Source organism: Brevundimonas sp. 374, from assembly GCF_900102995.1.
GTDB classification, from domain to species: Bacteria; Pseudomonadota; Alphaproteobacteria; order Caulobacterales; family Caulobacteraceae; genus Brevundimonas; species Brevundimonas vesicularis_C.
Genome location: NZ_FNKT01000002.1, coordinates 423,772 through 447,805 on the forward strand (window position 1 = coordinate 423,772; position 24,034 = coordinate 447,805).

Genomic DNA, 24,034 nt, shown 5'->3' on the forward strand with positions numbered 1-24,034 from the left:
CGATCCTGTTCAGAACCGGCTCAGTCGCCGGGTGCTCAAATCGCCTCATCGCTGGTCACCCTGACCGGCAGAACATTTGAGGAGATCGCCATGCGCAAGCTCATCGTCCCCGCCATCGCCCTAGCCGCCGCCTCGGTCGCCGCCCCGTCCTTCGCCCAATCCTATCACCACCGCCCGGCCCCGCCCCATCACGCCAGCTATGGCTCGTGGCAGTCGATCAACGCCCGCCAGGCCAACCTGGATCGCCGCATCGATCAGGGCGTCCGCAACGGCCAGCTGAGCCGCCGCGAAGCCACCCGTCTGCGCGGAGAGTTCAACAGCCTGCTGCGCCTGGAAGCCAACTACCGCCGCGGCGGCCTGACCGCCTGGGAACGCCAGGACCTGGACCGTCGCTTCGACCGCCTCTCGGCCCAGATCCGCTATGAACGCCGCGATTACGACAACCGTCGGGGCTGATCATCTCGACGAAGACACCTGGAAGCGCGGCCGCAAGGCCGCGCTTTTCTTATTTGATCTGAAGCCAAACGGCCGGGCGCTGCGCGGCGCATCCTCAAGCACGCCCTTGCTTCAGAAGGTCGGGTTGCGGGCGCTTCAAATGTCGCCAGCGCTGCGACCGACCCAGCTTCCTTAGTTTTATGAATCCTTTAGGTCGGCGGCCCGGACTCGCATCGCGCCATTATGCCGCCCGGTGGTCTGTTCCCGCTCGAACTTGAGCGAGGAGGCCGGATTGGCCGATGTGATTTTTCTGGCGGTGGGTGCGGGGGCGTTCGCCGTCTTCGCCTTGCTGGCCACAGCGTTGAAACGGGTGTGACGATGATCGCCATGCTCTGGGGGGCGGGGGCGCTGGTCGTCGCCGTTTACATGGTCGCGGCGCTGCTGCGGCCCGAGCGGTTCTGAGGAACCGGGACGGATTTCATGAACATGCAAGGATGGGGCGAGATCGCCCTGACCCTTGGGCTGGCCGTAATGCTCGGCTGGCCCATCGGCGTTTATATGTCGCGCGTCTGGAACGGCGAGCGGACCTGGCTGGACCCGGTGCTGAAGCCGGTCGAGGCCGTCTTCTATGGCGCCGCCGGCGTCGATCCGAAACGCAGCCAGGGCTGGCTGGGATATGCCGGCGCCCTTTTGGCCTTCAATCTGGCGGGCTTTGTCCTGCTGTATGCGATCTTGCGTCTGCAGGGCGTGCTGCCGCTGAACCCGCAAGGGTTCGCAGGCGTGTCGCCGCATCTGGCCTTCAACACCGCCGTCAGCTTCGTGACCAACACCAACTGGCAGAGCTATGGCGGCGAGGCGACCCTGTCGACCTTCACCCAGATGGTCGGCCTGACGGTGCAGAACTTCGTTTCGGCGGCGACGGGCGCGACAATCGCGGCGGCGCTGGCGCGCGCCTTTGTGGCCAATCGCGGCGAGGGGGTGGGCAACTTCTGGGCCGATCTGACGCGCACGACGCTGTATGTCCTGCTGCCCGCTGCTTTGATCCTGGCTGTGGCCCTGTCAGGTCTCGGCATCGTTCAGAGCCTGGCGGCCCATGTGACGGCGACCGGCATCGAGGGCGGATCCCAGACCTTGCCGCTGTTCCCGGCGGCCAGCCAGGTGGCGATCAAACAGCTGGGCATCAACGGCGGCGGCGTCTTCAACGTCAACGGCGCCCATCCGTTCGAGAACCCGAACGCCATCACCAATCTGCTGACCGCCGTGGCGATCAACGTCATGGGCTGGGCGGCCTTCTTCGCCTTCGGCCGCACGGCCATGGCGGGACGCGACATCCGCGCCCTGGCGGCGGCGGCCCTGATCATCCTGACCGTGTCTTCGGCCGCCATGTATTTCATCGAGACCCAGCCGGCCCCGTCCCTGGTCGCCGCCCAGGTGGACGCCTCGGTGAACATGGAGGGCAAGGAGGTCCGCTTCGGCGCGCCGGCCTCCACCGTCTGGTCCGTCGTCACGACCGGCGCCTCGAACGGCTCGGTCAACTCGATGCACGCCAGCTACATGCCGCTGGGCGGAGCCTTGCAAATGTTCCTGATGCAGCTTGGCGAGATCTTGCCGGGCGGGATCGGTTCGGGCATCGCCATCATGGTGGTGATGGCCCTGCTGTCGGTCTTCGTCGCCGGCCTCATGGTCGGGCGGACGCCGGAATATCTGGGCAAGAAGATCGAGGCGCGCGAGATCCAGTTCGCCATGATCGCGGTGCTGATCCTGCCGCTGGCGGTGCTGGGGTTCTCGGCGATCTCCGCCGTCTTTCCGACGGCGCTGGCGGGCCTGCTGAACAAGGGACCGCATGGGCTTTCCGAGATCCTGTACGCCTACACCTCGGCGGCGGCGAACAACGGTTCAGCCTTTGCGGGCCTGACCGCCAACGCCCCCTGGTGGAACACGACCCTGGGTCTGGGGATGCTGTTCGGGCGGTTCGTTCCGGCCGTCGCCGTCCTGGCCATCGCCGGCAGCCTGGTGGTCAAGCCCAAGCTGGCGCCCAGCCCCGGCACCCTGCCGACCGACAACGGCCTGTTCATCGGCCTGCTGATCGGCGTGATCCTCATCCTCGGCGGCCTGCAGTTCCTGCCCGCCCTCGCCCTGGGACCGATCGTCGAGCACTTCCAGGTGCTCGCGGCGGTCGCCGGCGCCTGATCCTTCGGACATCCTGACATGACACAAGTAACTCTGGATCCCCGCGAGGGCGGCCGTGCGTCGCCTCTTGCGGGCGGCCTCTCGGGACAGATGATCGGACGCGCCGTGGGCGACGCCTTCGTCAAGCTGAACCCCGTAAAGCTGATCAACAATCCGGTCATCTTCACCACCTGGATCGTGGCGCTTCTGTCCACGCTCTCGGCGGCTGCGGCCATCGCGGGCGGTCAGTCGGCGGGCTTTGCGGTGCAGCTGGCGCTGTGGCTGTGGGCCACGGTCCTGTTCGCCAACGTCGCCGAAAGCATCGCTGAAGGGCGGGGCAAGGCGGCGGCCGATTCCTTGCGCACCACCCGCGTCACGACCAAGGCCAAGCTGATCGTCGATCCGAAGACCGGCAGCGTGGTCCCGACCAACGCCTCTGAGCTTGAAGTCGGGTCGATCATTCTGGTCGAGGCCGGCGATGTGATCGCCTCGGACGGCGAAATCATCGAGGGCGTCGCCTCGGTCAACGAGGCCGCCATCACCGGCGAGAGCGCCCCGGTGATCCGTGAAAGCGGCGGCGACCGTTCCGCCGTCACCGGCGGCACGACCGTCGTCTCGGACTGGATCAAGGTGCGCATCACCGCCAAGCCCGGCTCGACCTTCCTTGATCGCATGATCGCCATGGTCGAGGGCGCGGACCGCCGGAAGACGCCGAACGAGCTGGCCCTGGCCGTGCTGCTGGCCGGCCTGACCCTGATCTTCCTGATCGCGGTCGTGACCCTGGTGGGCCTGGGCGCCTATTCCGGCGTCGATCTGGATCCGATGGTGCTGGGCGCCCTGTTCATCACCCTGATCCCGACCACGATCGGGGGCCTGCTTTCCGCCGTCGGCATCGCCGGCATGGACCGGTTGCTGAAGGTGAACGTGCTGGCCACCTCGGGCCGTGCGGTGGAGGCAGCAGGCGACGTCGACACCCTGTTGCTCGACAAGACCGGCACCATCACCTTCGGCAACCGCATGGCGACCGAAGTCATCCCGGTTCCGGGCGTGCGCCCCGAGGCCGCCTTGGCCGCCGCCGTCATGGCGTCGCTCGCCGACGAGACGCCCGAGGGCCGCTCCATCGTCGAGCTGGGCCGCAACGCCGGTGTCTCGGTCGATCAGCCGGCCGGCGCCGTCGCCATTCCCTTCACCGCCGTCACCCGCCAGTCGGGCCTGGACGCCGGCAAGGACAGCTGGAGGAAGGGCGCGGTCGATGCGGTACTGAAGGATCTGAACCTGACCGACGGCGCGGCCCCGGCCGAGTTCCGCCAGGCCGTGGACCGGATCGCCCGTTCGGGCGGCACGCCCCTGGCCGTGACCCAGAACGGCGTCCTAGTCGGCGTCATCCACCTGAAAGACGTGGTCAAGCCGGGCGTGAAGGCGCGCTTCGCCGACCTGCGCCGGATGGGCCTGCGCACCGTCATGATCACCGGCGACAATCCGGTGACCGCCGCCGCCATCGCTTCGGAAGCGGGAGTGGACGACTACCTCGCCGAGGCCACGCCTGAGGACAAAATGCGCCTGATCAAGGCCGAACAGGCCAAGGGTCGCCTGGTCGCCATGTGCGGCGACGGCGCCAACGACGCCCCGGCCCTGGCCCAGGCCGATGTCGGCGTGGCCATGCAGACCGGCGCCCAGGCCGCACGCGAGGCCGGCAACATGGTCGATCTGGACAGCGACCCGACCAAGGTCATCGAGATCGTCGAGGTCGGCAAGCAACTGTTGATCACGCGCGGCGCCCTGACGACCTTCTCGGTCGCCAACGACGTGGCCAAATATTTCGCGATCATCCCGGCGATGTTCGTGGTGGCCCTGCCGTCGCTTGGCGCGCTGAACGTCATGCGTCTGCACAGCCCTGAGAGCGCCATCCTGTCGGCGGTGATCTTCAACGCCCTGGTCATCGTCGCCCTGATCCCGCTGGCGCTGAAGGGCGTCAAATACCGGGCCATCGGCGCCGGCGCGCTTCTGGGTCGCAATCTGCTGATCTACGGCCTGGGCGGCCTGATCGCCCCGTTCGTCGGCATCAAACTGATCGACCTGCTCATCTCCGGCCTGGGTCTGGCGTGATGCGTCGGGAGGTCTCTCGCATCCTGCAACTCGTCGTGGCGGTGCTGGTCATCGCCGTGATGTGGGGCGTGGCGACGCTGCAGCAGACCGATCCGCGCACCCGCTCCAATCCCATGGCCATTCATCCTGTTCGAATAGAGAAATCCAATGCGTAAATCCTTCTCCAGGGCCTCGGGCCGCAATGACGCCTGGTTCGCCGCCGCCTGTATCGTCGGGCTCGCCGGTTTGGGCCTGTGCAGCGAAGCCAAGGCCCAGGACGTGTCGGCGAACGTCGCCGTCACCTCCGACTATGTCTTCCGCGGCGTCAGCCAGACCCAGGAAAACCCCGCGATCTCGGCCGGCGTCGATCTGACCAGGAACGGCTTCTACGCCGGCGGCTGGGCCTCCAACGTCGATTTCGGCGACGACACGGACGCCGAGGTCGATCTGTATGCCGGCTATCGGCCCGAGGTCGCCGGCTATGCGCTGGACTTCGGCGTGATCGGCTATCTCTACGCCGGTCAGCCGGACGGCGCCGATTATGACTATGTCGAGTTCAAAGCCGCCGCCTCACGCGCCGTGGGTCCGGCCACCCTGGGCGCCGCCGTCTATTACTCACCCGACTTCTTCGGCGCGGCCGAGGACGAGGCGACCTATGCCGAGGTCAACGGCGCGGTCAGTCCGGCCGACAAATGGACCGTCTCGGGCGCCGTCGGGCGTCAGTGGGTGTCGTCGGACCTGGATTACACCACCTGGAACCTGGGCGCGGCCTATCAGCTGACCGACACTCTGGCGCTGGACCTGCGCTATCACGACACCGACCAACACGACTTCGGCGACATCTACGGCGCGCGCGCCGTAGCCACGCTGAAGGCGACCTTCTGAGGCGACGACCATGGTCAACCAACTTCGCCGGGCCCTCGTCATGACGGCCCTGTTCACCCTGCTGCTGGGCCTGGCCTATCCGCTGGCCGTCACCGGCATCGCCCAGGTCGCCTTCCCGGACCAGGCCAACGGCAGCCTGGTGCGCGACGCCGGCGGGCGGGTCGTCGGCTCGTCCCTGATCGGCCAGCCTTTCGTCGGCGCGACCTATCTGCATCCGCGCCCGTCGGCGGCGGGCGACGGCTATGACGCCGCCGCCTCGTCCGGCTCCAACATGGGGCCGCTGAACCCGGACCTGATCGCTCGCGTCGCCGAAAGCGCCCAGGCCATCCGCGCTGAGGACGGTCCGGGTATCATCCCCGCCGATGCGGTGACGACCTCGGGTTCCGGTCTCGACCCGGACGTGTCTCCGGCCTACGCTCGGCTTCAGGCCGCGCGGATCGCCCGCGCCAGAGGCGTTCCCGTGCAGCAGGTCCAGAGCATCATCGACGCGCACATCGAGGGGGCCTTCCTCGGCTTCATCGGCCAGCCGCACGTCAATGTGCTGATGACCAACCGCGCGCTGGACGCCCGCTTCGGCGCGGAGGGCTGATTGCCCGAAACGGCGCCCGAAACGCCCGCGACTTCAGCCGCTCCGCGCCGCAAGCGCGGGCGACTGAAGGTGTTTCTGGGCATGTCGCCAGGCGTGGGCAAGACCTATGAGATGCTGCGCGCCGCGCGCCGTCGAAAGGCCGAGGGTCTGGACGTCGTCGTCGGCGTGGTCGAGACCCACGGCCGCAAGGAGACGATGAGCCTGCTGCGCGGGCTCGACGTCATGCCGCGCGCGCCGATCGAGCACCGCGACCGCGCCTTGATGGAGTTCGACCTCGACGGCGCCCTGGCGCGACGGCCCGAACTGCTGCTGGTCGACGAGTACGCCCATTCCAACGCGCCCGGTTCGCGCCATCCCAAGCGCTGGCAGGATGTGGAGGAGCTGCGCGACGCCGGCATCGACGTCTGGACCACGCTGAACATCCAGCACCTGGAAAGCCTGTCCGACGTCATTCTGCGCATCACCGGCGTGCGCCAGCGCGAGGCGGTGCCCGACAGCGCCCTGACCGGCGCCGACGACATCGAGGTCATCGACATCACGCCCGAAGACCTGCGGGTGCGTTTGGCTGAAGGCAAGGTCTATGTGCCCGAAACGGCGCGGGTGGCGTCCGAGAACTTCTTCAAAATCGAAAACCTGACGGCGCTGCGCGAACTGGCCCTGCGGCGCGCGGCCCAGACGGTGGACGACCAGCTGCTGACCCACCTGCGCGAGCGGGGTGTGTCGGGGCCGTGGGCGGCGAACGAGCGGATCCTGGTCTTGGTCGGCGGCGACGCCATGACCGCCTCGCTGGTTCGCACCGGGCGGCGAATGTCCGACATGATGATGGACGCCCCCTGGTCGGTCGCCCATGTCGAGCGGCCCAGCGGATCGCGCGCCGACGCCCGGTCGGCGGGACGGCTGGCCGAGGCCTTCAAGCTGGCCGAGCAGCTGGGCGGACGGCCCGTGACGATCAGCGGCGACGACGTCGTGCGCGCCGTTCTGGACCACGCTCACCGCAACAACGTCACCCAGATCGTCATCGGCAAGACGCGCGGCGGGCGGTTCGCCGAATGGACCGGCCGGGCCCTGGCGACCGAACTGCTGCGCAAGGCCCAGGGCGTCGCCGTCCACGTCGTGACCGAGGGCGATCTGGCCGCGCCCGAACCGGCGGCCAAGTCGGGCGTCCGGGCGGCGATGGACTGGCGCGGCTATCCGGCCGGGGCGGGGTTCGTCCTGGCGGCGACGGGGGCGGCCCTGTTGCTGGACACCCGGTTCGAGCGGGTCGATCTGGGGGTCATCTATCTGGCGGCGGTGGTGGCGGCCGGGGTGCTGAACGGCCTCAGACCCGCGCTGGCGGCGGCGACCCTGGCCTTTCTGACCTACAACTTCCTGTTCCTTCAGCCGCGCTACAGCTTCCTGATCGGTTCACCGACTGACTTCCTGACGCTGCTGCTCTTCTGGGGCGTGGCCCTAGGCACAGGCGCCCTGGCGGGGCGGGTGCGCGAACAGGCCAGAGCCGCCCAGCGGCGCGCCGCCGCCGTCTCGGCCCTGCTGGCCGCCAGCCAGACCCTGTCGGCGGGCCAGGATCGCGCGACCACGGCCCGCAGCCTGGCCGAACAGGCCTCGGCCGCCGCCGGCGCAAGCGCCGTCGTCCTGCTACCCGACGGCGAGGACATCGTTCTGACGGCGGCCAGTCCCGAGGGCGTGACCCTGGCCCCCGACGCCATGGCCGCCGCGCGCTGGGCCTGGACCCACGGCGAGGTCACGGGCCACGGCACGGGCACACTGCCGCAGACCCACTGGCGGTTTCAGCCCCTGCAGGGCGTGCGCGGCCGGGCCGGCGTGGCGGGCGTCGACGCCTCGGCGGTGGCGGCGGGGTCGGACGAGGAACGTCTGGCCATGGCCCTGCTGGACCAGGGCGCCGTGGCGCTGGAGCGCGCCGATCTGGCCGGTCAGGCGCTGGAGACCGAGACCCTGCGCCGCGCCGATCGTTTCCGCGCGGCCTTGATGAACTCGGTCAGCCACGACCTGCGCACGCCCCTGTCCACCGTCCTGGGCTCGGCGACGACCCTGATCGACTATGGCGCGACCCTGAAGCCCGAGGTCCGTGACGACCTGCTGCTCAGCATCCGCGAAGAGGCCGAACGCCTGTCGCGCTATGTCGGCGATCTCCTGGACATGACCCGGCTGGAGGGCGGCGGCCTGAACGTGCGCACCGACTGGACCGATGTGCGCGACATCCTGAACGCCGCCGCCGACCGGGTGTCGCGCCGCCTGGGCCGGCGCAAGGTCACGCGCGATTTTCCGGCCCAGCTCAGCATGGTCGAGGCCGATCCAGGCCTGCTGGAACAGGCGGTGGTCAACATCCTGGAAAACGCCATCGCCTATAGCCCCGACGGCACGACCATCGAACTGGCGGCCTATGAGGATCGCGGCGCCGTCGTCATCTCCATCGAGGACGAGGGACGTGGCATCCCGACCGCCGAGTTGGAACGGGTGTTCGACAAGTTCCGCCGCATGGAAGAATCCACCGACCGCGCCAAGGGGGCCGGCCTGGGCCTGGCCATCGCCAAGGGCTTCGTCGAGGCCATGCGCGGCCGTATCGCCGCCGCCAGCCCGATCCAGGACGACGACGACGGCAAAGGCGGCACCCGCATCCTGATCAGCCTGCCCAAGTCCATCGCCACCCACCCGGATCTGCTGTGATGTCCGCCGTTCGCCCCCAGGTTCTGGTCATCGACGACGAGCCGCAGATCCACCGCTTCCTGGCCCCCGCCCTGGACGCCGCCGGCTATGAACCGCGCCGCGCCGACAGCGGTCAGGAGGGCCTGCGCGCCATCGCCCTGTGGAGCCCCGACGCCGTGGTTCTGGACCTCGGCCTGCCCGACATGGACGGCAAGGACGTTCTGACGAGGGCGCGCGACTTCTATCAGGGGCCGATCATCGTCCTGTCCGCCCGCGACCGCGAGGCCGAGAAGATCACGGCCCTGGACCTGGGCGCCAACGACTATGTCGAAAAGCCGTTCGGCGTCGGCGAACTGCTGGCGCGCATCCGCGCGGGTCTACGTCAGGGCGCGCTGACGCCGGTCGCGGGCGGGGTAGTTACGGCCGGCGATGTCGTCATTGACCTGGACCGCCGCATCGTCACCCGCGCCGGCGAGCGGGTGAAGCTGCGCCCCAAGGAATACGACGTCCTGGCCTACCTCGCCCGCAACGCCGGCAAGGTCCTGGGCCACGCCGACCTGCTCAAGACCATCTGGGGCGCCGGTCACGCCGACGACGTGCAGTATCTACGCGTCGTCGTCGGCCAACTCCGGCACAAGCTCGAGGCCGACCCGGCCCAGCCCGTCCTGCTCGTGACCGAACCGGGCGTGGGGTACCGACTGGCGGACTGAGGCCTTCGGCGAGAGGGTTCGACTACCTTTCCCAATGCAGCCTCATAAAGGCCGGCGCGTTGTCTGCGGAACTCATGTCTGAATCAGGCCCCTTCCCACCGATCGTTTACCACCCGGCGTACAACGCCGAACTGCCTTCGGGTCATCGCTTTCCGATGCAGAAGTATGCGCGCCTGGTGGAGGTGCTGAGAGCGGAAGGGCTGATCGGACCGGAGGGACTATGGGAGCCCGAACCTGCGGACTATTCACTACTCGCCGCCGTGCATGACCCCGACTATGTGCGCCAAGTCCTGGACGCCCGTGTTCCGCCGAAGGTGTAACGGGTCATCGGCCTGCCCATCACCCAAAGCGTCGTCAAACGCACGCAGGCCGCCGTCGGCGGCACGCTGACCGCAGCCCGTCTCGCCCTTCGCCATGGCCTCGCCTGCAACACGGCCGGCGGCAGCCATCACGCCGGCCCGATGGGCGGCGCCGGTTTCTGCGTCTTCAACGACGTCGGCGTGGCCGCGCGAGCCCTGATCGATAATGGCGAGGTCGGACAGGTCCTGGTGGTCGATCTGGACGTCCACCAAGGCGATGGGACCGCCTTCATCTTCGAGCACGAGCCCCGCGTCTTCACCTTTTCCATGCATGGCGAAAAGAACTTTCCAGTGCGCAGGGGGCCCAGTGATCTGGATATCGACCTGCCCGACGGAACAGGCGACGCGGCCTATGTCGCCCGGCTCAAAGACGTTCTGCCCGACCTGCTTCAACGCGTTGCGCCGGATCTCGTCTTCTACATCGCCGGCGTCGATCCGCACGAAAGCGACCGGCTCGGGCGGCTGTCGCTGAGCGACGAGGGATTGGCTGAGCGCGACGCCTATGTGCTGGAAACCTGTCTGGCGGTCGCGCCGCTCGTCGGAGTCATCGGCGGTGGATATGACCACGACATTGATCGTCTGGCGCGCCGCCATGCGACGCTCCATCGCGCGTCCGCCCAGGCCTGGCGGCGCGGTCTGGCTAGGCGGGAGGCTTGATCGTGGCAGATCCTGCGCCGCTCATTATCACCGCAGCCCTGGACGACGGCGCCTTCGACTGGTTCGACGGCTTGCGCCAGGCGCACTTCCCCCGCCACCGCAACGTCGTCCCAGCCCACCTGACACTGTTCCACGCGCTCCCTGGGGCGCAGGAAGGCTTCGTGTTGGAGACGCTGAAGTCGGCGTGCCGTCGCCAGGCGCCCATCCGTCTCGATGTATGCGGCCCGTGGTCTTTGGGGCGTGGCGTGGCCTACCGCCTGGCGTCCGCCGATCTGGACCGACTGCGTAGACAGCTCGCGGAGGCCTTTTCGCCCTGGCTGACCCGCCAGGATCAGACCCCGTTCCGACCGCACATCACGATCCAGAACAAGGTTGAGCCCGCAGACGCCAAACAGCTGCTTGAGTACCTTCAATTTGAGTTCGAGCCGTTCGACATTCTCGCTGAAGGCCTGCTCGTCTGGCGCTACCTGGACGGCCCGTGGGAGGCGATTGACCGGATTCCATTCGAGAGCGAGCTGCCCCTCGACGATTAGAATGCACCCGACAGTGCCATGGCGACCCCGGGAGGACTCCAACCTCCGACCTCGGCTTTAGGAAAGCCTTGCTCTATGCAGCTGAGCTACGGGGCCACGATCGACGCCGTAGCGGGTCGGGGCGGCGGGGGGAAGTCGGGGCGACGAAAAAGTCGGGCGGCGGTCGGTCGACTGCGGTGGTGAGCGTTTGTGGTTAAGGGGCCTTAACCTACAAGATATCGCGGTGAACAAAAGACGAAACGGGCGATGTCAGCGATTCGGTCCTGATTCGTTTCGCCCTTGTTCCGCGAGAACGGAACGGTCGTTAACCGACGGGCGGAATGTGAGCGGTCAGGGCGCGCAGGCCCTCCAGAAGGCGGTCGGAGTCGGCGCTGGTCTGGCCCTGGGCGGCCAGGGTCAGGCGAAGCGCGCGCACGTGAACCTCGACCGACGGCCAGGACCAGCTGCCGGCGCTCTTCATCCGGTCGGCGATCTCGCACAGGCTGAAGGCGGCCTCGAAGAAGGTCGGGACATCGAGGTAGCCGGCCATGTCGACCATGGCGGAGGCGAAGGCGTAGATTTGGGCCGGAGCATCCTGCGGGCGGGTCGCGCACAGGGCCTCGATGGCGTCGACATTGGCCGTCAGGAGGGTGAAGACATGGTCGCGCTGTTCATCCAGCGCCTGGTTGGCGCGGGATTCGGCCTCGATGATCAGACGGCCGCCGGGCCGCGCCATCTGACGCTGGAGCGAGGTGTGGACGCGGCGGACGGTGGAGGGTTTGGGCGCGGCGACAGGCTCGGTCACAGGCTGACCTTCATCGGCTTCATCAGCATGTCGATCTCGTCCTGATCCATGTTTTCCTCGACCGCCTCGCCCAGATCACCGGTCAGGTCGCTTTCGCGACGACCATCGGTGCCGGGAGGCGGTCCGTAGTTGTGCACCCGGCGGTCGGGGCCGATGTAGTGTTCGGACTCGACGAAATCGCGGTCCTCACCGCCCAGCCAGATGATCCGTTTCAACAGCAGAGACGGCGACAGAGGTTTGGCGACGATAAAGCTGGCGCCACAGTCGCGGCCTTGGTGGACCTTGGCCTGGGAGGCGTGACCAAGGATCATGATAACGGGCACATAGCGGGTCGGCGTGGGGGCGTCGCGCCGCAGCCAGCGCACGAAGTCATAGCCGTCCATGTCCGGCATGATGCAGTCGATCAGGATCAGATCGACCGAGCGGCGCGCCAGCAGTTCGACGGCCGCCTGGGCCGAGGCGCACTTGATCTGCTCCTTGCAGCCGAAGCCTTGGACGATGGAACCCAGCATATCCAGCGACGTGGGCTGGTCGTCGATCAGAAGGACCGTCGTGTGCGCCAGATTGACCCGATCGCTCTTGGCCATGGCGTCAGAACAGCATGAGGTCGCCGGCGTCGGCGTTCGATTGCGGGCGATGCTCGCCGGCGGCGGGACGAAGGCGGCCGGCCATGTCGGCCAGCGACAGGCGGCTGACGGCCTCGGACGGGCTGGCGCCGCCGCCCAGCATGCGCAGGACGCCGGACAGAGCCTCGAGGCGCTGGGTCAGGGCGTCCAGGGCCTGGGCCTGGGTCAGGGCGTTGGGACGTTCCTCGGGCGGGGCGCGGCGGACCAGATCACTGACCAGGGCCTCGATCCCGTCGATGCCTTCGCGCACCAGCATCAGCTCGTCGGCGACGGCGGCCAGCAGATCGGCGTGTTCAGGAGGGGCGCTCATGCTCAGAACAGTTCCAGGGCGCCGGTATCGACCGGGGCCATGACGGGCACGGGTTTGGGGGCGACGACGTCGGTGACGGCGCGTTGAAGGGCGCGGCCGGTGACGGGCCAGTAGTGCAGGCGCCGACCGCCGTCGCCGCGCAGACTGCCGCCCACGACGGGAATGCCTTCGTCGCGCAGGAATTTCTCGGCGAAGTCGGCGTTGCTGCGCCCGACGTCGCGCAGGCTGTCGAACATGCGGCCGCCGCCGAACAGCTTGGCCTCCAGCCGATCGCGACGGGCGCCGGCCTTGAGCATGTCGTTGATCAGAAGCTCCATCGCATAGGCGCCGTAGCGACGTCCCGCGTCGGTGCCCGCGCCCGAGCCTTCGGGCAGCAGGAAGTGATTCATGCCGCCAACGCCCGCCAGCGGATCGCGCACGCACATGGCGACGCAGGACCCCAGGATGGTGCTGAGCACGACATTGGGATCGGACGTGATGAAGTGCTCGCCCTGACCGACGTGAACGCGCTTTTCGACCGTGTCCTTCAGGGCGGCGAAACTCATGTCAGGGGACCGAAAACGGCTTCCAGCTTGCCCTTCAGCTGGGCGACGGTGAAGGGCTTGACCAAATAGTTGTTGACCCCGAACTGCACCGCACGTTGGACCAGCTCGCGGTCGGCGCGGCCCGTCAGCATGATGAAGGCGGTCTTGGAGGTCGGCGGGTGGGCGCGCACGGCGCGCAGAAGGCCCAGGCCGTCCAGGTTCGGCATATTGTAGTCGGAGATGATCAGGTGCGCGGGCTTGGACACGATCTCACGCAAGGCGATTTCGCCGTCGGCGGCCTCGCGGATCTCGCGCACGCCAAGCTGTTGCAAGCTGGTGCGGACAAGCGAGCGCATCGTCATCTGATCATCGACGACCAGGCAGTGAAGTGAGGCGGCGGCGGGCATAGGTTACGCTCCCGATTAGGCGACTGACCGCGCAGCCGGATCGGCGCACAGTTCGAGAATGGCGGGGGACAGGCGGTGCAACGGCAATTGCCGCTCCACGGCGCCGATTTCATGGGCGGCCTTGGGCATGCCGTAGACGACGCATGTCGCCTCGTCCTGGCCCAGGGTGCGGCCGCCGACCTGGCGCATGGCGAGCAAGCCCTTGGCGCCGTCGCGGCCCATGCCGGTCAGGATGACGCCGGTCATCGGACGCTTCAGCCGGGCGACGGATTCGAACATCACATCGACTGACGGACGGTGGCCGTTGACGGGATCGCTGGCGATCAGGCGGCAACGGGGCGTCAGGCCGCCGGACACCTCAAGATGGGTCGCGCCGCCGGGGGCCAGATAGATGTGGCCTGGCTTCAGCGGGGCGCCGTCCACCGCCTCGGTCACGGTCGGGGCGCAGACGCGGTCCAGGCGGGCGGCGAAGCTGGCGGTGAAGGTCGCCGGCATATGCTGGGTGATGACGGTCGCGGGGCAATCCAGAGGGAAGCCGCTGAGCACGGTCAGCAGAGCCTCGACCCCCCCGGTGGACGAACCGATGGCGAGAATCTGATTGGGATCGGCATGATAGGCGCGCGGCGCCTCGGCGGCGGCGGGCGTGTCGCCGCGGGCGCGGACGCGCGACCGGGCGGCGGTCTTCACCTTGCCGATCAGGTCGTGGAAAGCATCGACGCTGGCGACCGCCGGCTTGGCCACCGCGTCCACGGCGCCGATTTCCAGCGCGGCCAGGGTCACGTCCGTGCCCGCCGCCGTCAGGGTCGAGACCATGACCACCGGCATGGGCCGCAGCCGCATGATCTTTTCCAGGAACTCCAGCCCGTTCATATTGGGCATCTCGACATCCAGGGTGAGGACATCGGGATTCAGGGCCTTGATCGCGGCGCGCGCTTCAATGGGATCGGCGGCGGTGCCGACGACCTCGATCTCAGGGTCCGACTTCAGGGCGGCCGAGATCAGCCCGCGCATGGTCAGGCTGTCGTCGACGACGAGGACGCGGACGCGGCTCATGCAGACCCCAAGCGATAGGTGGTCAGGCCGGCGGTCTGAAGCTGGCTGGTCGCCGGGCCGGAGACGCGTTCGGAGTGACCGATGTAAAGGGTCGCGCCGGGGTTCATCAGCGGAGTGAACCGCTTCCACACCCGCTCCTGAGTCGCGTCGTCGAAGTAGATGACGACGTTGCGGCAGAAGATGACGTCGAACTTGCCCTTCATCGGCCAGTCGCCGATCAGGTTCAGCTCCTTGAAGCTGACCAGACGCTTCAGCTGCGCGCCCGCGACCCACTGGCCGCGATCGGCGCGGTCGAAATATTTGCGCCACAGGGTGACGGGCGCGGGCTCCAGCGCCTCTTCGGAATAGACGCCATCATGGCCTTGGGCGACCATGTTGGGATCGATGTCGGTGGCCAAGATTCGCACATCCAGCTCGGCCGCTTCGGGCAGGGCCTGAAGCACGGTCAGGGCCATCGAATAGGGCTCCTGCCCGTTCGAGCAGGCCGCCGACCACAGACGGACCCGGCCGCCGGCGCGGGCGCGCGCCGCCAGTTCGGGCATGACCCGGTCGCGCAGGTCGTCGAAATGGTGCGGCTCGCGATAGAAACGGGTGACGTTGGTGGTCAGGGCCGCCGTCATCTTTTGACGCTCGTCCACGCCGTCCACGCGCTCGACCAGGGCGCAGTAGTCGCGGAAGCTGGTCAGACCCAGGGTGCGCAACCGCTTGGCCAGCCGCGAATACACGAGCGCGGCCTTGCCCTCGTTCAGGGCGATGCCCGCGTGGGCGTGCAGCATCTGGGCTATATGGCGGAAATCCTCGGCGGTGAAGACGAACTCGCCTTCGACGATCGATCCCCGGCCGGCGGCGGCGGTCATGCGGCTTCGGCCTCGACTTGCGGCAGGATGTAATCCAGTTCGATCAGGCTGATCATGCGGCCGTCGATCGAGAAGATGCCCTTGACGAAGGTCTTGACCTGATCGCTGGCGACGTCGGGCGTCGGCTGGACCGAGGCCTCGCTCATCTGCAGGATGTCGGACACGGCGTCGACCAGCAGGCCGACCATCCGGCCGCCGATATGGGCGACCATGATGACGTGGCGCGCCGTCGGTTCCGAGGTCGTCAGGCCGAAGCGCGCGCCCAGATCGATGATCGGCAGGACCGTGCCGCGCAGGTTGATGACGCCCTTCATGTATCCCGGCGAACGGGGCAGAGGCGTCGCCGGCGTCCAGCCGCGGATTTCGCGCACAGACATAATGTCGACGCAGAATTCCTGACTGCCGATGCGGAAGGCGATCAGTTCACGCTGGAGATCTTTGGCTTCGGTCATGGTTCAGCTCGCGAGCTTGAAGTCGGGACGGACGGATTTGCGGCGCATGTCGGTGACCAGCACGTCGACATCCAGGATCAGGGCCACGCGCCCGTCGCCCAGGATGGTGGCGGCGGCGACGCCCTCGACCTGCTGGTAGTTGGTTTCCAGGCTCTTGATGACCACCTGGCGCTGGCCCTGAATGGCGTCGAACAGAAGGGCCGCCTGCTGACCGCCTTCGGTTTCGACGACCACGGCGACGCCTTCGGTAGGGTTCATCGGCCGTTCGCGGAAGCCCATGATCAGGGCCACGTCGATCAGCGGCAGGAAACGATCGCGGAAGCGGATGACGGGATCCACGCCGCCGACGAAGTGCAGGTCGACGGCCTGCGGGGTCAGGCTCTCGACGATGGCCGGCAGCGGCGCGATTAGCGTCTGTTCAGCGGCGGTGACGACCATGCCGTCCAGCACCGCCAGCGTCAGCGGCAGGCTGAGGGTGAAGGTCGAGCCCTTGCCCGGCACCGAGCTGATGGAGATGCGGCCGCCCAGAGCCTGGATCGAGCGTTTGACCACGTCCATGCCCACGCCCCGGCCCGAGATGTCGGACACGACGGCGGCGGTGGAGAAGCCAGGCGCAAAGATCAGATTGTCGATCTGTTCATCGGTCAGGGGGGCGTCGGCGGCGATCAGACCCTTGTCGACAGCGATCTTCTTGACGCGTTCGCGGTTGATGCCGCGGCCGTCGTCGGAGATTTCGATGACGATCCGACCCGAGCGGTGCAGGGCTGCGAGACGCACCGTGCCCTCGGCCGGCTTGCCGGCGGCGACGCGCTCCTCGGGCGTTTCCAGCCCGTGGTCGATGGCGTTGCGCAGCATGTGCGTAATGGGTTCGGCCAGGCGTTCGACCACGGTCTTGTCGACCTCTGTGTCCTCGCCGGCCGTGACTAAACGGACCTGTTTGGAGACCATGTCGGCGACTTCGCGCACCAGGCGCGGCATACGCTGGAACACCGACTTCACCGGCTGGGCGCGGATGGCCATGACGCTGTCCTGGATCTCGCGGGTCAGCAGTTCCAGGTCTTCGAGGCCGAGCGCGATGCCCGAGGAGCGGGCCAGACCGCTTTCCAAGACGCGCTGCGACAGCATCGCCTGCTGGATGACCAGTTCGCCGACGACGTTGATCAGGCGATCCACACGATCCAGATCGACACGGATCGTCACCGGCGCGGGCGCGACAGGAGCGGAAGCCGGCGCGGGGGTCGCCGCCACGGGTGCGGCGACAGAGGCGGCCACCGGCTCTACGGCAGGTGCAGCCGCGATCGGGGCCGGCGTGCGCTCCAGCTCCAAGGGGGCGAATGGCACGACCTCGGCCGCCGGCTCGACGGCGGCGCCGGAGGCCTTGGCCAGCAGGGCGGCGATATCCAGATCGTCGCTGGCGGGCAGGACGGCGGCCGGTTCGTCGTCGAACGCGCCGATGTCGGTTGCGCCGCCGGCGCCCAGGGGCGTGATGGTCAGGTCGCAGTCGCTTTCGACGAAGTCGAAGACCTCGCGCACGGCCGCCTCATCGACGGCTGCGGCCAGATCGATCGTCCAAGTCAGGCAGCCGTCCTCAATCGACAGCGCGTCCAGCGTCGGCGTCTCGCTGTCGTCCACGACGACCGTGACCGGGCCGAGGCGGCCCAGTTCGCGCAGCAGCAGGCTGGTCTCGTTGGCGTTGACGTACATCCGGCCCATCGGCTTGAACACGATGCGCCAGCCGACCGACGGCGCGTCTGCGCCCAGGTCGACGATGGGCAGGGACGCAGGCTCGTCCAGCGCCATGTCGAAGGCCATGGGGGTGAAGCCGAAGTCGTCTTCGTCTTCCTCGATCTCGACCGGCGCCTCGCCGCCGTGGGTCAGGACCTGCATTTCGGCGACCAGGGCGGCGGACCGCGCCTCGTCCACCGGCGGGATCAACCCTTGCGCGGCCTGGATATGATCGGCCAGCACGTCGGAGGCGCGCAGCAGGGTCTTGATGGTGATCGCGTCGCACGGCTTACGGCCCGCGCGCAGTTCGTCCATCAGGGTCTCGAAGACGTGGGCGAACCGGACCAGGGCCTCCAGCCCGAAGGCCCCTGCCCCACCCTTGACCGAATGGACGGCGCGGAAGACGGCGTTGATCGTCTCCAGATCGGTCTGACCCTGTTCAAGCAGCATCAGCTTGGCTTCCAGGTCCGCGAGCAGTTCGTCGCACTCCTGGAAGAAGGTGGCTTTGATGGCTTCGAAGGCGTCCATTGGGTCGGCGTCCGGCGGGCTTCAGCGATCAGGCGGCGACGCGGCGGACGGCGTCCACCAGCTTGACGGGGTCGAACGGCTTGACGATCCAGCCGGTGGCACCGGCGGCGCGAGCACGGGCCTTCTTCTCGACATCGCTCTCGGTCGTCAGCACCAGCACCGGCGTGGTGCGGTGGTTCGGATCGGCGCGCACGCCCTCGATGACGCCGAAGCCGTCCATGCGCGGCATGTTGATGTCGGTGATAATGACGTCGGCGCCCTTGGACGCCAGGGTCTCCAGACCGTCCACGCCGTCCACCGCCTGGATCACGGTATAGCCCGCGTCTTCCAACGCCATCAGCAGCATGTCGCGCATGGTGCGTGAATCGTCGATCGTCAGAACGGTCTTGGTCATGCCAACGCCCCCTCGGTGTTGAAGTCCGGCGCGCCATAGGCCGCCCATTGTTCCGTCCAATATTGGGACACAGACCCTAAACTTAGGTTGACGCCGTCGGCCGCCCACGTCTTTCGCGCCGACAGCAGGATCTGAAGGCACAGGCCGCCCAGGCGCTGAACCGCAGAGGCGTCCAGGACCACCGGATGACCGCGCAGGGCCAGCAGTTCGGCCTTCAGAGGCTCGGCCGCATTCAGGTCCAACACGTCGGAGAGGATCAGGGTTTCGGTCATCAGAACTCCTCCCAACCGTCTTCGGCGGCGGTGACTTGAGGCCTGGGCGCGGCGCCGCCACGGCCGATGGTCTTCAGGGCGGCGACCATGTGACTGGAGCGAGCCGCGGGCTTGGCGACGGGCGCAGGCGTGCGAACCGGCGCGGGCGCAGCGGCGCGCGACGGCGAAGACCCGACGCGGAACTGAGCGACCGAGGCTTGCAGGCTCTCCGCCTCCTGGGCCAGCGAATGGCTGGCGGCGGTCGACTGCTCGACCATGGCCGCGTTCTGCTGAGTGACCTGGTCCATCTGGTTCACGGCGGTGTTGACCTGGGCCAGACCGACGGCCTGTTCCTGGGCCGAGGCCGCGATTTCGGTGACCAGGCTGTCGATCTCGGCGACGCGGTCCACGATCCGTTGCAGGGCCTCGCCGGTCTCGCCGACCAGTTTGACGCCCGAGCCGACCTGACCCGTCGAGGCCGAGATCAGGGTCTTGATCTCCTTGGCGGCTTCGGCCGAACGCTGGGCCAGGGCGCGAACTTCGGACGCGACCACCGCAAAGCCGCGACCGGCCTCGCCCGCACGAGCGGCCTCGACGCCAGCGTTCAGGGCCAGAAGGTTGGTCTGGAAGGCGATCTCATCGATGACGCCGATGATCTGATTGATCTGGGTGGACGAGCCTTCGATAGCGGTCATGGCCTGGACGGCGTCGCGCACGATCACGCCGCTCTTCTCGGCGTCGCCGCGCGCGGCCTGAACCACGTCCGACGCTTGGCGGGCGCCCGAGGCGGTCTTGTTCACCGTGGCGGTAATTTCATCCAGGGCGGCGGCGGTTTCCTCCAGCGAGGCGGCCTGCTGTTCGGTGCGGCGCGACAGGTCGTCGGCGGCCTGCGAGATTTCGCCGGCGCCCGAGCGGATGCCCGAGACATTGTTGACCACGACCGAGACGGCCTGCTGCAGCTGCGAGATCGCGGCGTTGAAGTCCGTCTTCAGCTGCGCGGTCTTGGCGCTGAACTCGATGTCGATCCGGTAGGTCAAATCTCCGTTCGCCATGGCCGAAAGACCTTCGCCAAGAGCGCCGATGGCCTGAGCGTCCTCGGCGGCTTCGCGCGCCTTGTCGGCCTCGCGTTCGGCGCGTTCCTGCTCGGACATCGAGCGCTGCGCCAAGGCGTCCTGTTCGACGCGGACCTTTTCGATCGCGGCGTCGCGGAAGGCCACGATGGCCTGACCCATCTTGCCGAACTCATCCTTGCGCTCGGCGCTAGCGACCTTGATGTCGGTGTCGCCGGCCATCAGCTTTTGCATATAGCCGATCATCGTGAAGATCGGGCGCACGATGGAGCGCGTCGCGACGAAGCCTGCGATGAGGGCGATCACTAGGGCCGAGATCAGGCCCACGATCGTGGCGATCAGCGCGGTGCGGCTGGCGGCGGCCTGAGCCTCGGTCGAGGCCTTGCGCGCCACATCATTGGCGCTCTTGATCTGGTCGATCGTGTCTTCGACCGGCGCGACGTAGTTGTCGGCCGTTCCGTTGCGGCCGACCATCTGAACGGCCTGGGCCGCGCGACCGTCGCGGACCATCGCAGAACCGGCTTCCACGACATTCTTGTACCAAGTCGCATTGCTTTCCACCGCCTTGTCAACCAAGGCGGCGCGGTCGGCGGGCAGTTCGCCGCGCAGCTCGTCCATGGCCGCCAGGAACTTGGCGCGGTGCGCATCGACGCGTTCGATATAGTAGGGATCCTGAGACAGAAGGTAGCCGCGGAAGGCGTTCTCCTGGCGCGCCATGTAGAACTCAGCCGTCGCCGTGTCGCGATTGACCTGGTTTTCCACCGTGCGCACTTCGCCGGCCTTCTCCAGCTGGAGCAGGCTCGTGACGACGACGACGCCCATGACGGCGATCGCCGCCAAAACGAGACCAAAGGCCGCGAACAGCTTGCGGCCGACGGGCATATTTTCAATCAACTTCAACTCAGCATCCCCCGGTGGATCGGTAACTCAGAACGAATAGGTGGCGGCGGCGACGAGGCGGCCCTCATAGGGTTCGCCTGCGCTGTGGCGGTCGGTGTCGTACCAGCGCAGATCGAAGGCCAACGCGTCGGTCAGCTTCTGTTTGGCGCCGACGTTCCAGGCGTTGTAGTCGACACCGCCGTCGGCCATGCGGTTGGCGACGGCGGCGGAAATCTTTGTCTTGGCGGCGACGGAGACCGTGCCTTGAAGCTCCAGCCACCAGGCCTCTTTCGTCGCCGCGAAGCCGTCGGGCGAATAGTTGACGCGCAGGCGCGTCGCCACGGGGCCCAGCTTGCGTGAAGCGTCCGCCTGATATTCCCAGTAGTTTTTGTCGACGCCGGCGCGCGACCCTGGCAGGTCGCGGTTCATGACCCCCAGATCGAAGGTGAAACCGCCCGCCTTGGGTCGCCAACCGACCATGCTGACGATTTCCAGGTCGTAGCCTTGAGATCCGGCGGCGTCAGAGACGAAGACGCTGGCGTAGCCTTCTCCGAAGCTGGCTTCGGCCTTGGCGAAAGGCGCAACGTCCTGATTGCTCTTGCCCAGCCCTTTGCCGACATACTGGCTGGCGACACCGACATCGAGGCCGAACGATTGGGCCTGGGACGTGATCGGTGCTGCGAGGCCTACTGCCGCGACAACAAAAAAGGCTGACGAACGAAACATGGTGATCCCTGAAGCTTCTGCATTCTGAAGCCCAAGGATGAGGCGATGATTAATATTAAATCTGAACCGGAGCGTATGTAGGATTGCGTAACCCATGAGGTGTATCGCGCGGCGTCCAAGCCGCGTCGGTGGCAGGGGGGCGAGCCACTCCAAACCGAATTTGAGCGAATACGTATGTTCACGTAGTCGAAATGCGCCTATACAAAAGTTGTCAAAAAAGCGGCGACGCCCGTTGACTTAAGGTCAGGCGAGTTTTCGCATCCGAATTCACACTCCGGTGAAATATATCCAGCGACCCAGGAACAGCACGAAGATATGATCTTCAGGTCCAGGACATGGTGGAGCGGGGTCTTGATCGCGTGTCTGGCTGTTCTTGTGGCGACGCTGGTTCGCAGCGCGCTCGAACCGTTTGGAAACTTCTACTATCTGCCGCTGGTCCCGGCGGTGATTGTTACGGCTCTGCTGGCGCAAAGGGGGGCAGTCGTGCTGGCGATCCTGTTGGCCATCGGGGCCAATCTGTGGCTGGTGCATCGCGAAAGCGTGCTGGATGCGGCGACCAACGCCGCGCTTTTCGCGGTCATCGCCTGGGTCATCGCCGAGGTCTGTCGTCGGCTGATCGACTCGTTGGAACAGGCCCGCGCCCTGACGCGCGATCTGGCGCTGCGCGAGATGCTGCTCGACACCATCGTGGCCACAACGCCGATCGTGACCCTGGACCGTGAAGGACGCACGCGCCGCGTGACCCCGGCCGCCGCCGATCTTCTGCGTGTGGATCGAGAGGCGGCGATGGCGCAGCCTTTCGGATCGCTGCTGCCCGGCTTCGACGACGCCGCCTTGGCGAAGGCCCGTCAGGGCGGCGAGGTGCTGGGTCCATCCTCCGGGCCTTGGACGAGCGGGAGTTTAGACACGCCCGGGCCGCCGCTGACGCTTCACGCAAACGTCCTGCCCGACGACATCGCTCCCGAACACATCGTCCTGACGTTGGGCGATCAAAGCCAGGCCGAGACGATCCGCAAGGGCGAGCGCGACCTGAACGACAAGCTCAGCAGCGTCTGGCGTTTGAACTCGATGGGCGAAATGGCCGCGACCCTGGCCCACGAACTGAACCAGCCGCTGACCGCCGCCACCGTTTATCTGCATGCCGGCCAGGCCGAACTGACCCGGCTGGGAACGGTCGCGGAAGGGCCGGCCAAGACCATCGACCTGGCCAAGACCCAGTTGCTGCGCGCGGGCGACATCATTCGGCGCATGCGCGAACAGGTCGCCACAGGTTCGCGGTCCTTCACCGAAGAGCGCGCCTCGCTGATCGTCCTGGACCTGGCGCCGGTCTTCGCCCTGACGGGACAGGACACCGACACGACCATCGCCCTGGATGTGGAAGAGGACGACGATCAGGTTCTGGCCGACCGCATTCAGATTCAGCAGGCGCTGGCCAATCTGGTGCGCAACGCCGTGGACGCCGTCATCGGACGCGAGGGCGCGCGCGTGACGGTGACCGGCCGGACGCTGGGCGCGGACGGCTATGAGATCGCGGTGTGCGACAATGGCGACGGCATCCCCGAAGACAGGATCGACAGCATCTTTCATCCGATGGCGACGACCAAGGCCGGCGGCATGGGTCTGGGGCTGTCGGTCACGCGTTCAATCGTCGAAAGCCATGGCGCGACCTTGGTCGTTAGCCGGAATTCTCAGGGTGGAGCGACCTTCTCGTTTCGTCTGCCGCGTCCCACGGAGTCCGAAATCTGATGAGCCCGCACTCCGTTTTCATCATCGACGACGACCCCGCCATGCGTGACGCCCTGGTGCTGATGCTGCGCGGGGCTGGGTATCGGGCGCGCAGTTTCCTCAGCGCCGACGACTTCCTGACCAATCTGCCCGAAGACCGCAGCGCCTGCGTCATCACCGATGTGCGGATGCCGGGGCTTCAGGGTTCTGAGCTGGTCGGGCGTCTGAAAACCCTGCGCGGCGACACCTGGCCGGTGATCGTCATCACGGGTCATGGCGAGGTGACGCTGGCGGTTCAGTTGATGAAGGCGGGCGTCGTGGATTTCGTCGAAAAGCCATTTGATCCGCAGCGAATGCTGGACGCGGTTTCCAGCTGCCTGGCCTCCCTGACCAGTCTTGAGGCCGAGCGGATCGCGCGCGAGGACGCCAAGGCCCGACTGGACACCCTGACCCCGCGCGAGCGTCAGGTCTTCGACGCCCTGATCGACGGCTGCTCCAATAAGGAGATCGCCCAACGGCTGGAGATCAGCCCGCGCACGGTGGAAATCTTTCGCGCAAAGGTGATGACGAAAATGCAGGCTGCGAACCTGTCCACCCTGGTCCGGATCGGAATGCGCGCCGGCGACGCTTGAGCCCG

26 protein-coding genes and 1 tRNA gene are annotated in these 24,034 nt (G+C 67.2%); 13 read left to right on the plus strand and 14 right to left on the minus strand.

Annotated elements, in window-relative coordinates; all coding sequences use genetic code 11:
* The first annotated feature begins 90 nt into the window (after window positions 1-90).
* The 11 genes from BLR19_RS09570 (at window position 91) to BLR19_RS09615 (ending at window position 11,086) form a co-directional block, all read left to right on the plus strand.
* Window positions 91-456: a hypothetical protein gene (locus BLR19_RS09570; protein WP_091750079.1), complete on the plus strand. Its 366-nt coding sequence runs from the start codon at window positions 91-93 to the stop codon at window positions 454-456.
* 357 nt (window positions 457-813) lie between these two features.
* Window positions 814-897, plus strand: a complete 84-nt coding sequence (locus BLR19_RS14645; protein WP_082503478.1) for a potassium-transporting ATPase subunit F — start codon at window positions 814-816, stop codon at window positions 895-897.
* 18 nt (window positions 898-915) lie between these two features.
* The gene (kdpA, locus tag BLR19_RS09580; RefSeq protein ID WP_091750085.1) at window positions 916-2,625 is read left to right on the plus strand and encodes a potassium-transporting ATPase subunit KdpA; all 1,710 of its coding nucleotides are present in this window, start codon (window positions 916-918) and stop codon (window positions 2,623-2,625) included.
* 18 nt (window positions 2,626-2,643) lie between these two features.
* Window positions 2,644-4,710, plus strand: a complete 2,067-nt coding sequence (kdpB, locus tag BLR19_RS09585) for a potassium-transporting ATPase subunit KdpB (RefSeq protein WP_091750088.1) — start codon at window positions 2,644-2,646, stop codon at window positions 4,708-4,710.
* Window positions 4,710-4,865 (plus strand): hypothetical protein, encoded by a 156-nt coding sequence (locus BLR19_RS14855; RefSeq protein WP_153923133.1) that lies wholly within the window; start codon window positions 4,710-4,712, stop codon window positions 4,863-4,865. Before kdpB ends, BLR19_RS14855 begins: the two co-directional genes overlap by 1 nt.
* Entirely contained in the window at window positions 4,858-5,574 is a 717-nt protein-coding gene (locus BLR19_RS09590) for a TorF family putative porin (protein WP_091750091.1), read from the plus strand. The genes BLR19_RS14855 and BLR19_RS09590 overlap by 8 nt, the downstream gene beginning before the upstream one ends.
* A gap of 10 nt (window positions 5,575-5,584) precedes the next feature.
* Window positions 5,585-6,163 (plus strand): K(+)-transporting ATPase subunit C, encoded by a 579-nt coding sequence (kdpC, locus tag BLR19_RS09595; RefSeq protein ID WP_091750094.1) that lies wholly within the window; start codon window positions 5,585-5,587, stop codon window positions 6,161-6,163.
* Entirely contained in the window at window positions 6,164-8,848 is a 2,685-nt protein-coding gene (locus BLR19_RS09600; RefSeq protein ID WP_091750096.1) for a sensor histidine kinase, read from the plus strand.
* Complete coding sequence (locus BLR19_RS09605) at window positions 8,848-9,537, plus strand: response regulator (RefSeq protein ID WP_039246385.1); 690 nt, start codon at window positions 8,848-8,850, stop codon at window positions 9,535-9,537. Before BLR19_RS09600 ends, BLR19_RS09605 begins: the two co-directional genes overlap by 1 nt.
* A gap of 386 nt (window positions 9,538-9,923) precedes the next feature.
* On the plus strand, window positions 9,924-10,553 hold the full coding sequence (locus BLR19_RS09610) for a histone deacetylase family protein (protein WP_369818851.1): 630 nt from the start codon (window positions 9,924-9,926) through the stop codon (window positions 10,551-10,553).
* A 2-nt stretch (window positions 10,554-10,555) separates the two neighbouring features.
* Window positions 10,556-11,086, plus strand: a complete 531-nt coding sequence (locus BLR19_RS09615; protein WP_091750479.1) for a 2'-5' RNA ligase family protein — start codon at window positions 10,556-10,558, stop codon at window positions 11,084-11,086.
* Between the two features lie 19 nt (window positions 11,087-11,105).
* On the opposite strand, the gene BLR19_RS09620 is transcribed toward BLR19_RS09615, so the two are convergent.
* The 14 genes from BLR19_RS09620 to BLR19_RS09685 all read right to left on the minus strand — a co-directional run bounded on the left by BLR19_RS09620 (window position 11,106) and on the right by BLR19_RS09685 (window position 21,672).
* A tRNA-Arg gene (locus tag BLR19_RS09620) sits at window positions 11,106-11,182 on the minus strand.
* A 208-nt stretch (window positions 11,183-11,390) separates the two neighbouring features.
* Window positions 11,391-11,870 carry a hypothetical protein gene (locus BLR19_RS09625; RefSeq protein WP_091750100.1) on the minus strand — a complete coding sequence of 160 codons (480 nt, stop codon included), beginning with the start codon at window positions 11,868-11,870 and terminating at the stop codon, window positions 11,391-11,393.
* Complete coding sequence (locus tag BLR19_RS09630; protein WP_045811566.1) at window positions 11,867-12,457, minus strand: response regulator; 591 nt, start codon at window positions 12,455-12,457, stop codon at window positions 11,867-11,869. The genes BLR19_RS09625 and BLR19_RS09630 overlap by 4 nt, the downstream gene beginning before the upstream one ends.
* Before the next feature lie 4 nt (window positions 12,458-12,461).
* Complete coding sequence (locus tag BLR19_RS09635; RefSeq protein WP_045811565.1) at window positions 12,462-12,806, minus strand: hypothetical protein; 345 nt, start codon at window positions 12,804-12,806, stop codon at window positions 12,462-12,464.
* Between the two features lie 2 nt (window positions 12,807-12,808).
* A complete protein-coding gene (locus BLR19_RS09640; RefSeq protein ID WP_055753918.1) occupies window positions 12,809-13,351 on the minus strand; it encodes a chemotaxis protein CheD in 543 nt (180 codons plus the stop codon).
* Complete coding sequence (locus BLR19_RS09645; RefSeq protein ID WP_039246211.1) at window positions 13,348-13,737, minus strand: response regulator; 390 nt, start codon at window positions 13,735-13,737, stop codon at window positions 13,348-13,350. Before BLR19_RS09645 ends, BLR19_RS09640 begins: the two co-directional genes overlap by 4 nt.
* A 15-nt stretch (window positions 13,738-13,752) precedes the next feature.
* Window positions 13,753-14,790 (minus strand): protein-glutamate methylesterase/protein-glutamine glutaminase, encoded by a 1,038-nt coding sequence (locus BLR19_RS09650; protein WP_091750103.1) that lies wholly within the window; start codon window positions 14,788-14,790, stop codon window positions 13,753-13,755.
* Window positions 14,787-15,647, minus strand: a complete 861-nt coding sequence (locus BLR19_RS09655) for a CheR family methyltransferase (RefSeq protein WP_091750106.1) — start codon at window positions 15,645-15,647, stop codon at window positions 14,787-14,789. The genes BLR19_RS09650 and BLR19_RS09655 overlap by 4 nt, the downstream gene beginning before the upstream one ends.
* Window positions 15,644-16,099 (minus strand): chemotaxis protein CheW, encoded by a 456-nt coding sequence (locus tag BLR19_RS09660; RefSeq protein ID WP_039246217.1) that lies wholly within the window; start codon window positions 16,097-16,099, stop codon window positions 15,644-15,646. Before BLR19_RS09660 ends, BLR19_RS09655 begins: the two co-directional genes overlap by 4 nt.
* 3 nt (window positions 16,100-16,102) lie before the next feature.
* Window positions 16,103-18,352, minus strand: a complete 2,250-nt coding sequence (locus tag BLR19_RS09665; RefSeq protein ID WP_091750109.1) for a chemotaxis protein CheA — start codon at window positions 18,350-18,352, stop codon at window positions 16,103-16,105.
* Window positions 18,353-18,380: 28 nt separating this feature from the next.
* The gene (locus BLR19_RS09670) at window positions 18,381-18,746 is read right to left on the minus strand and encodes a response regulator (protein WP_091750112.1); all 366 of its coding nucleotides are present in this window, start codon (window positions 18,744-18,746) and stop codon (window positions 18,381-18,383) included.
* A complete protein-coding gene (locus tag BLR19_RS09675; RefSeq protein ID WP_039246221.1) occupies window positions 18,743-19,018 on the minus strand; it encodes an STAS domain-containing protein in 276 nt (91 codons plus the stop codon). Before BLR19_RS09675 ends, BLR19_RS09670 begins: the two co-directional genes overlap by 4 nt.
* Window positions 19,018-20,967: a methyl-accepting chemotaxis protein gene (locus BLR19_RS09680; RefSeq protein ID WP_091750115.1), complete on the minus strand. Its 1,950-nt coding sequence runs from the start codon at window positions 20,965-20,967 to the stop codon at window positions 19,018-19,020. Before BLR19_RS09680 ends, BLR19_RS09675 begins: the two co-directional genes overlap by 1 nt.
* A 27-nt stretch (window positions 20,968-20,994) precedes the next feature.
* Window positions 20,995-21,672 (minus strand): TorF family putative porin, encoded by a 678-nt coding sequence (locus BLR19_RS09685; RefSeq protein ID WP_091750119.1) that lies wholly within the window; start codon window positions 21,670-21,672, stop codon window positions 20,995-20,997.
* A 351-nt stretch (window positions 21,673-22,023) separates the two neighbouring features.
* Here BLR19_RS09685 and BLR19_RS09690 point away from each other — a divergent pair, with 351 nt between their 5' ends.
* Together BLR19_RS09690 and BLR19_RS09695 are read left to right on the plus strand one after the other, a co-directional pair.
* Entirely contained in the window at window positions 22,024-23,418 is a 1,395-nt protein-coding gene (locus BLR19_RS09690; RefSeq protein WP_255366574.1) for a sensor histidine kinase, read from the plus strand.
* Window positions 23,418-24,029 carry a response regulator transcription factor gene (locus tag BLR19_RS09695; RefSeq protein ID WP_091750122.1) on the plus strand — a complete coding sequence of 204 codons (612 nt, stop codon included), beginning with the start codon at window positions 23,418-23,420 and terminating at the stop codon, window positions 24,027-24,029. The genes BLR19_RS09690 and BLR19_RS09695 overlap by 1 nt, the downstream gene beginning before the upstream one ends.
* The last annotated feature ends 5 nt before the right edge of the window (window positions 24,030-24,034 follow it).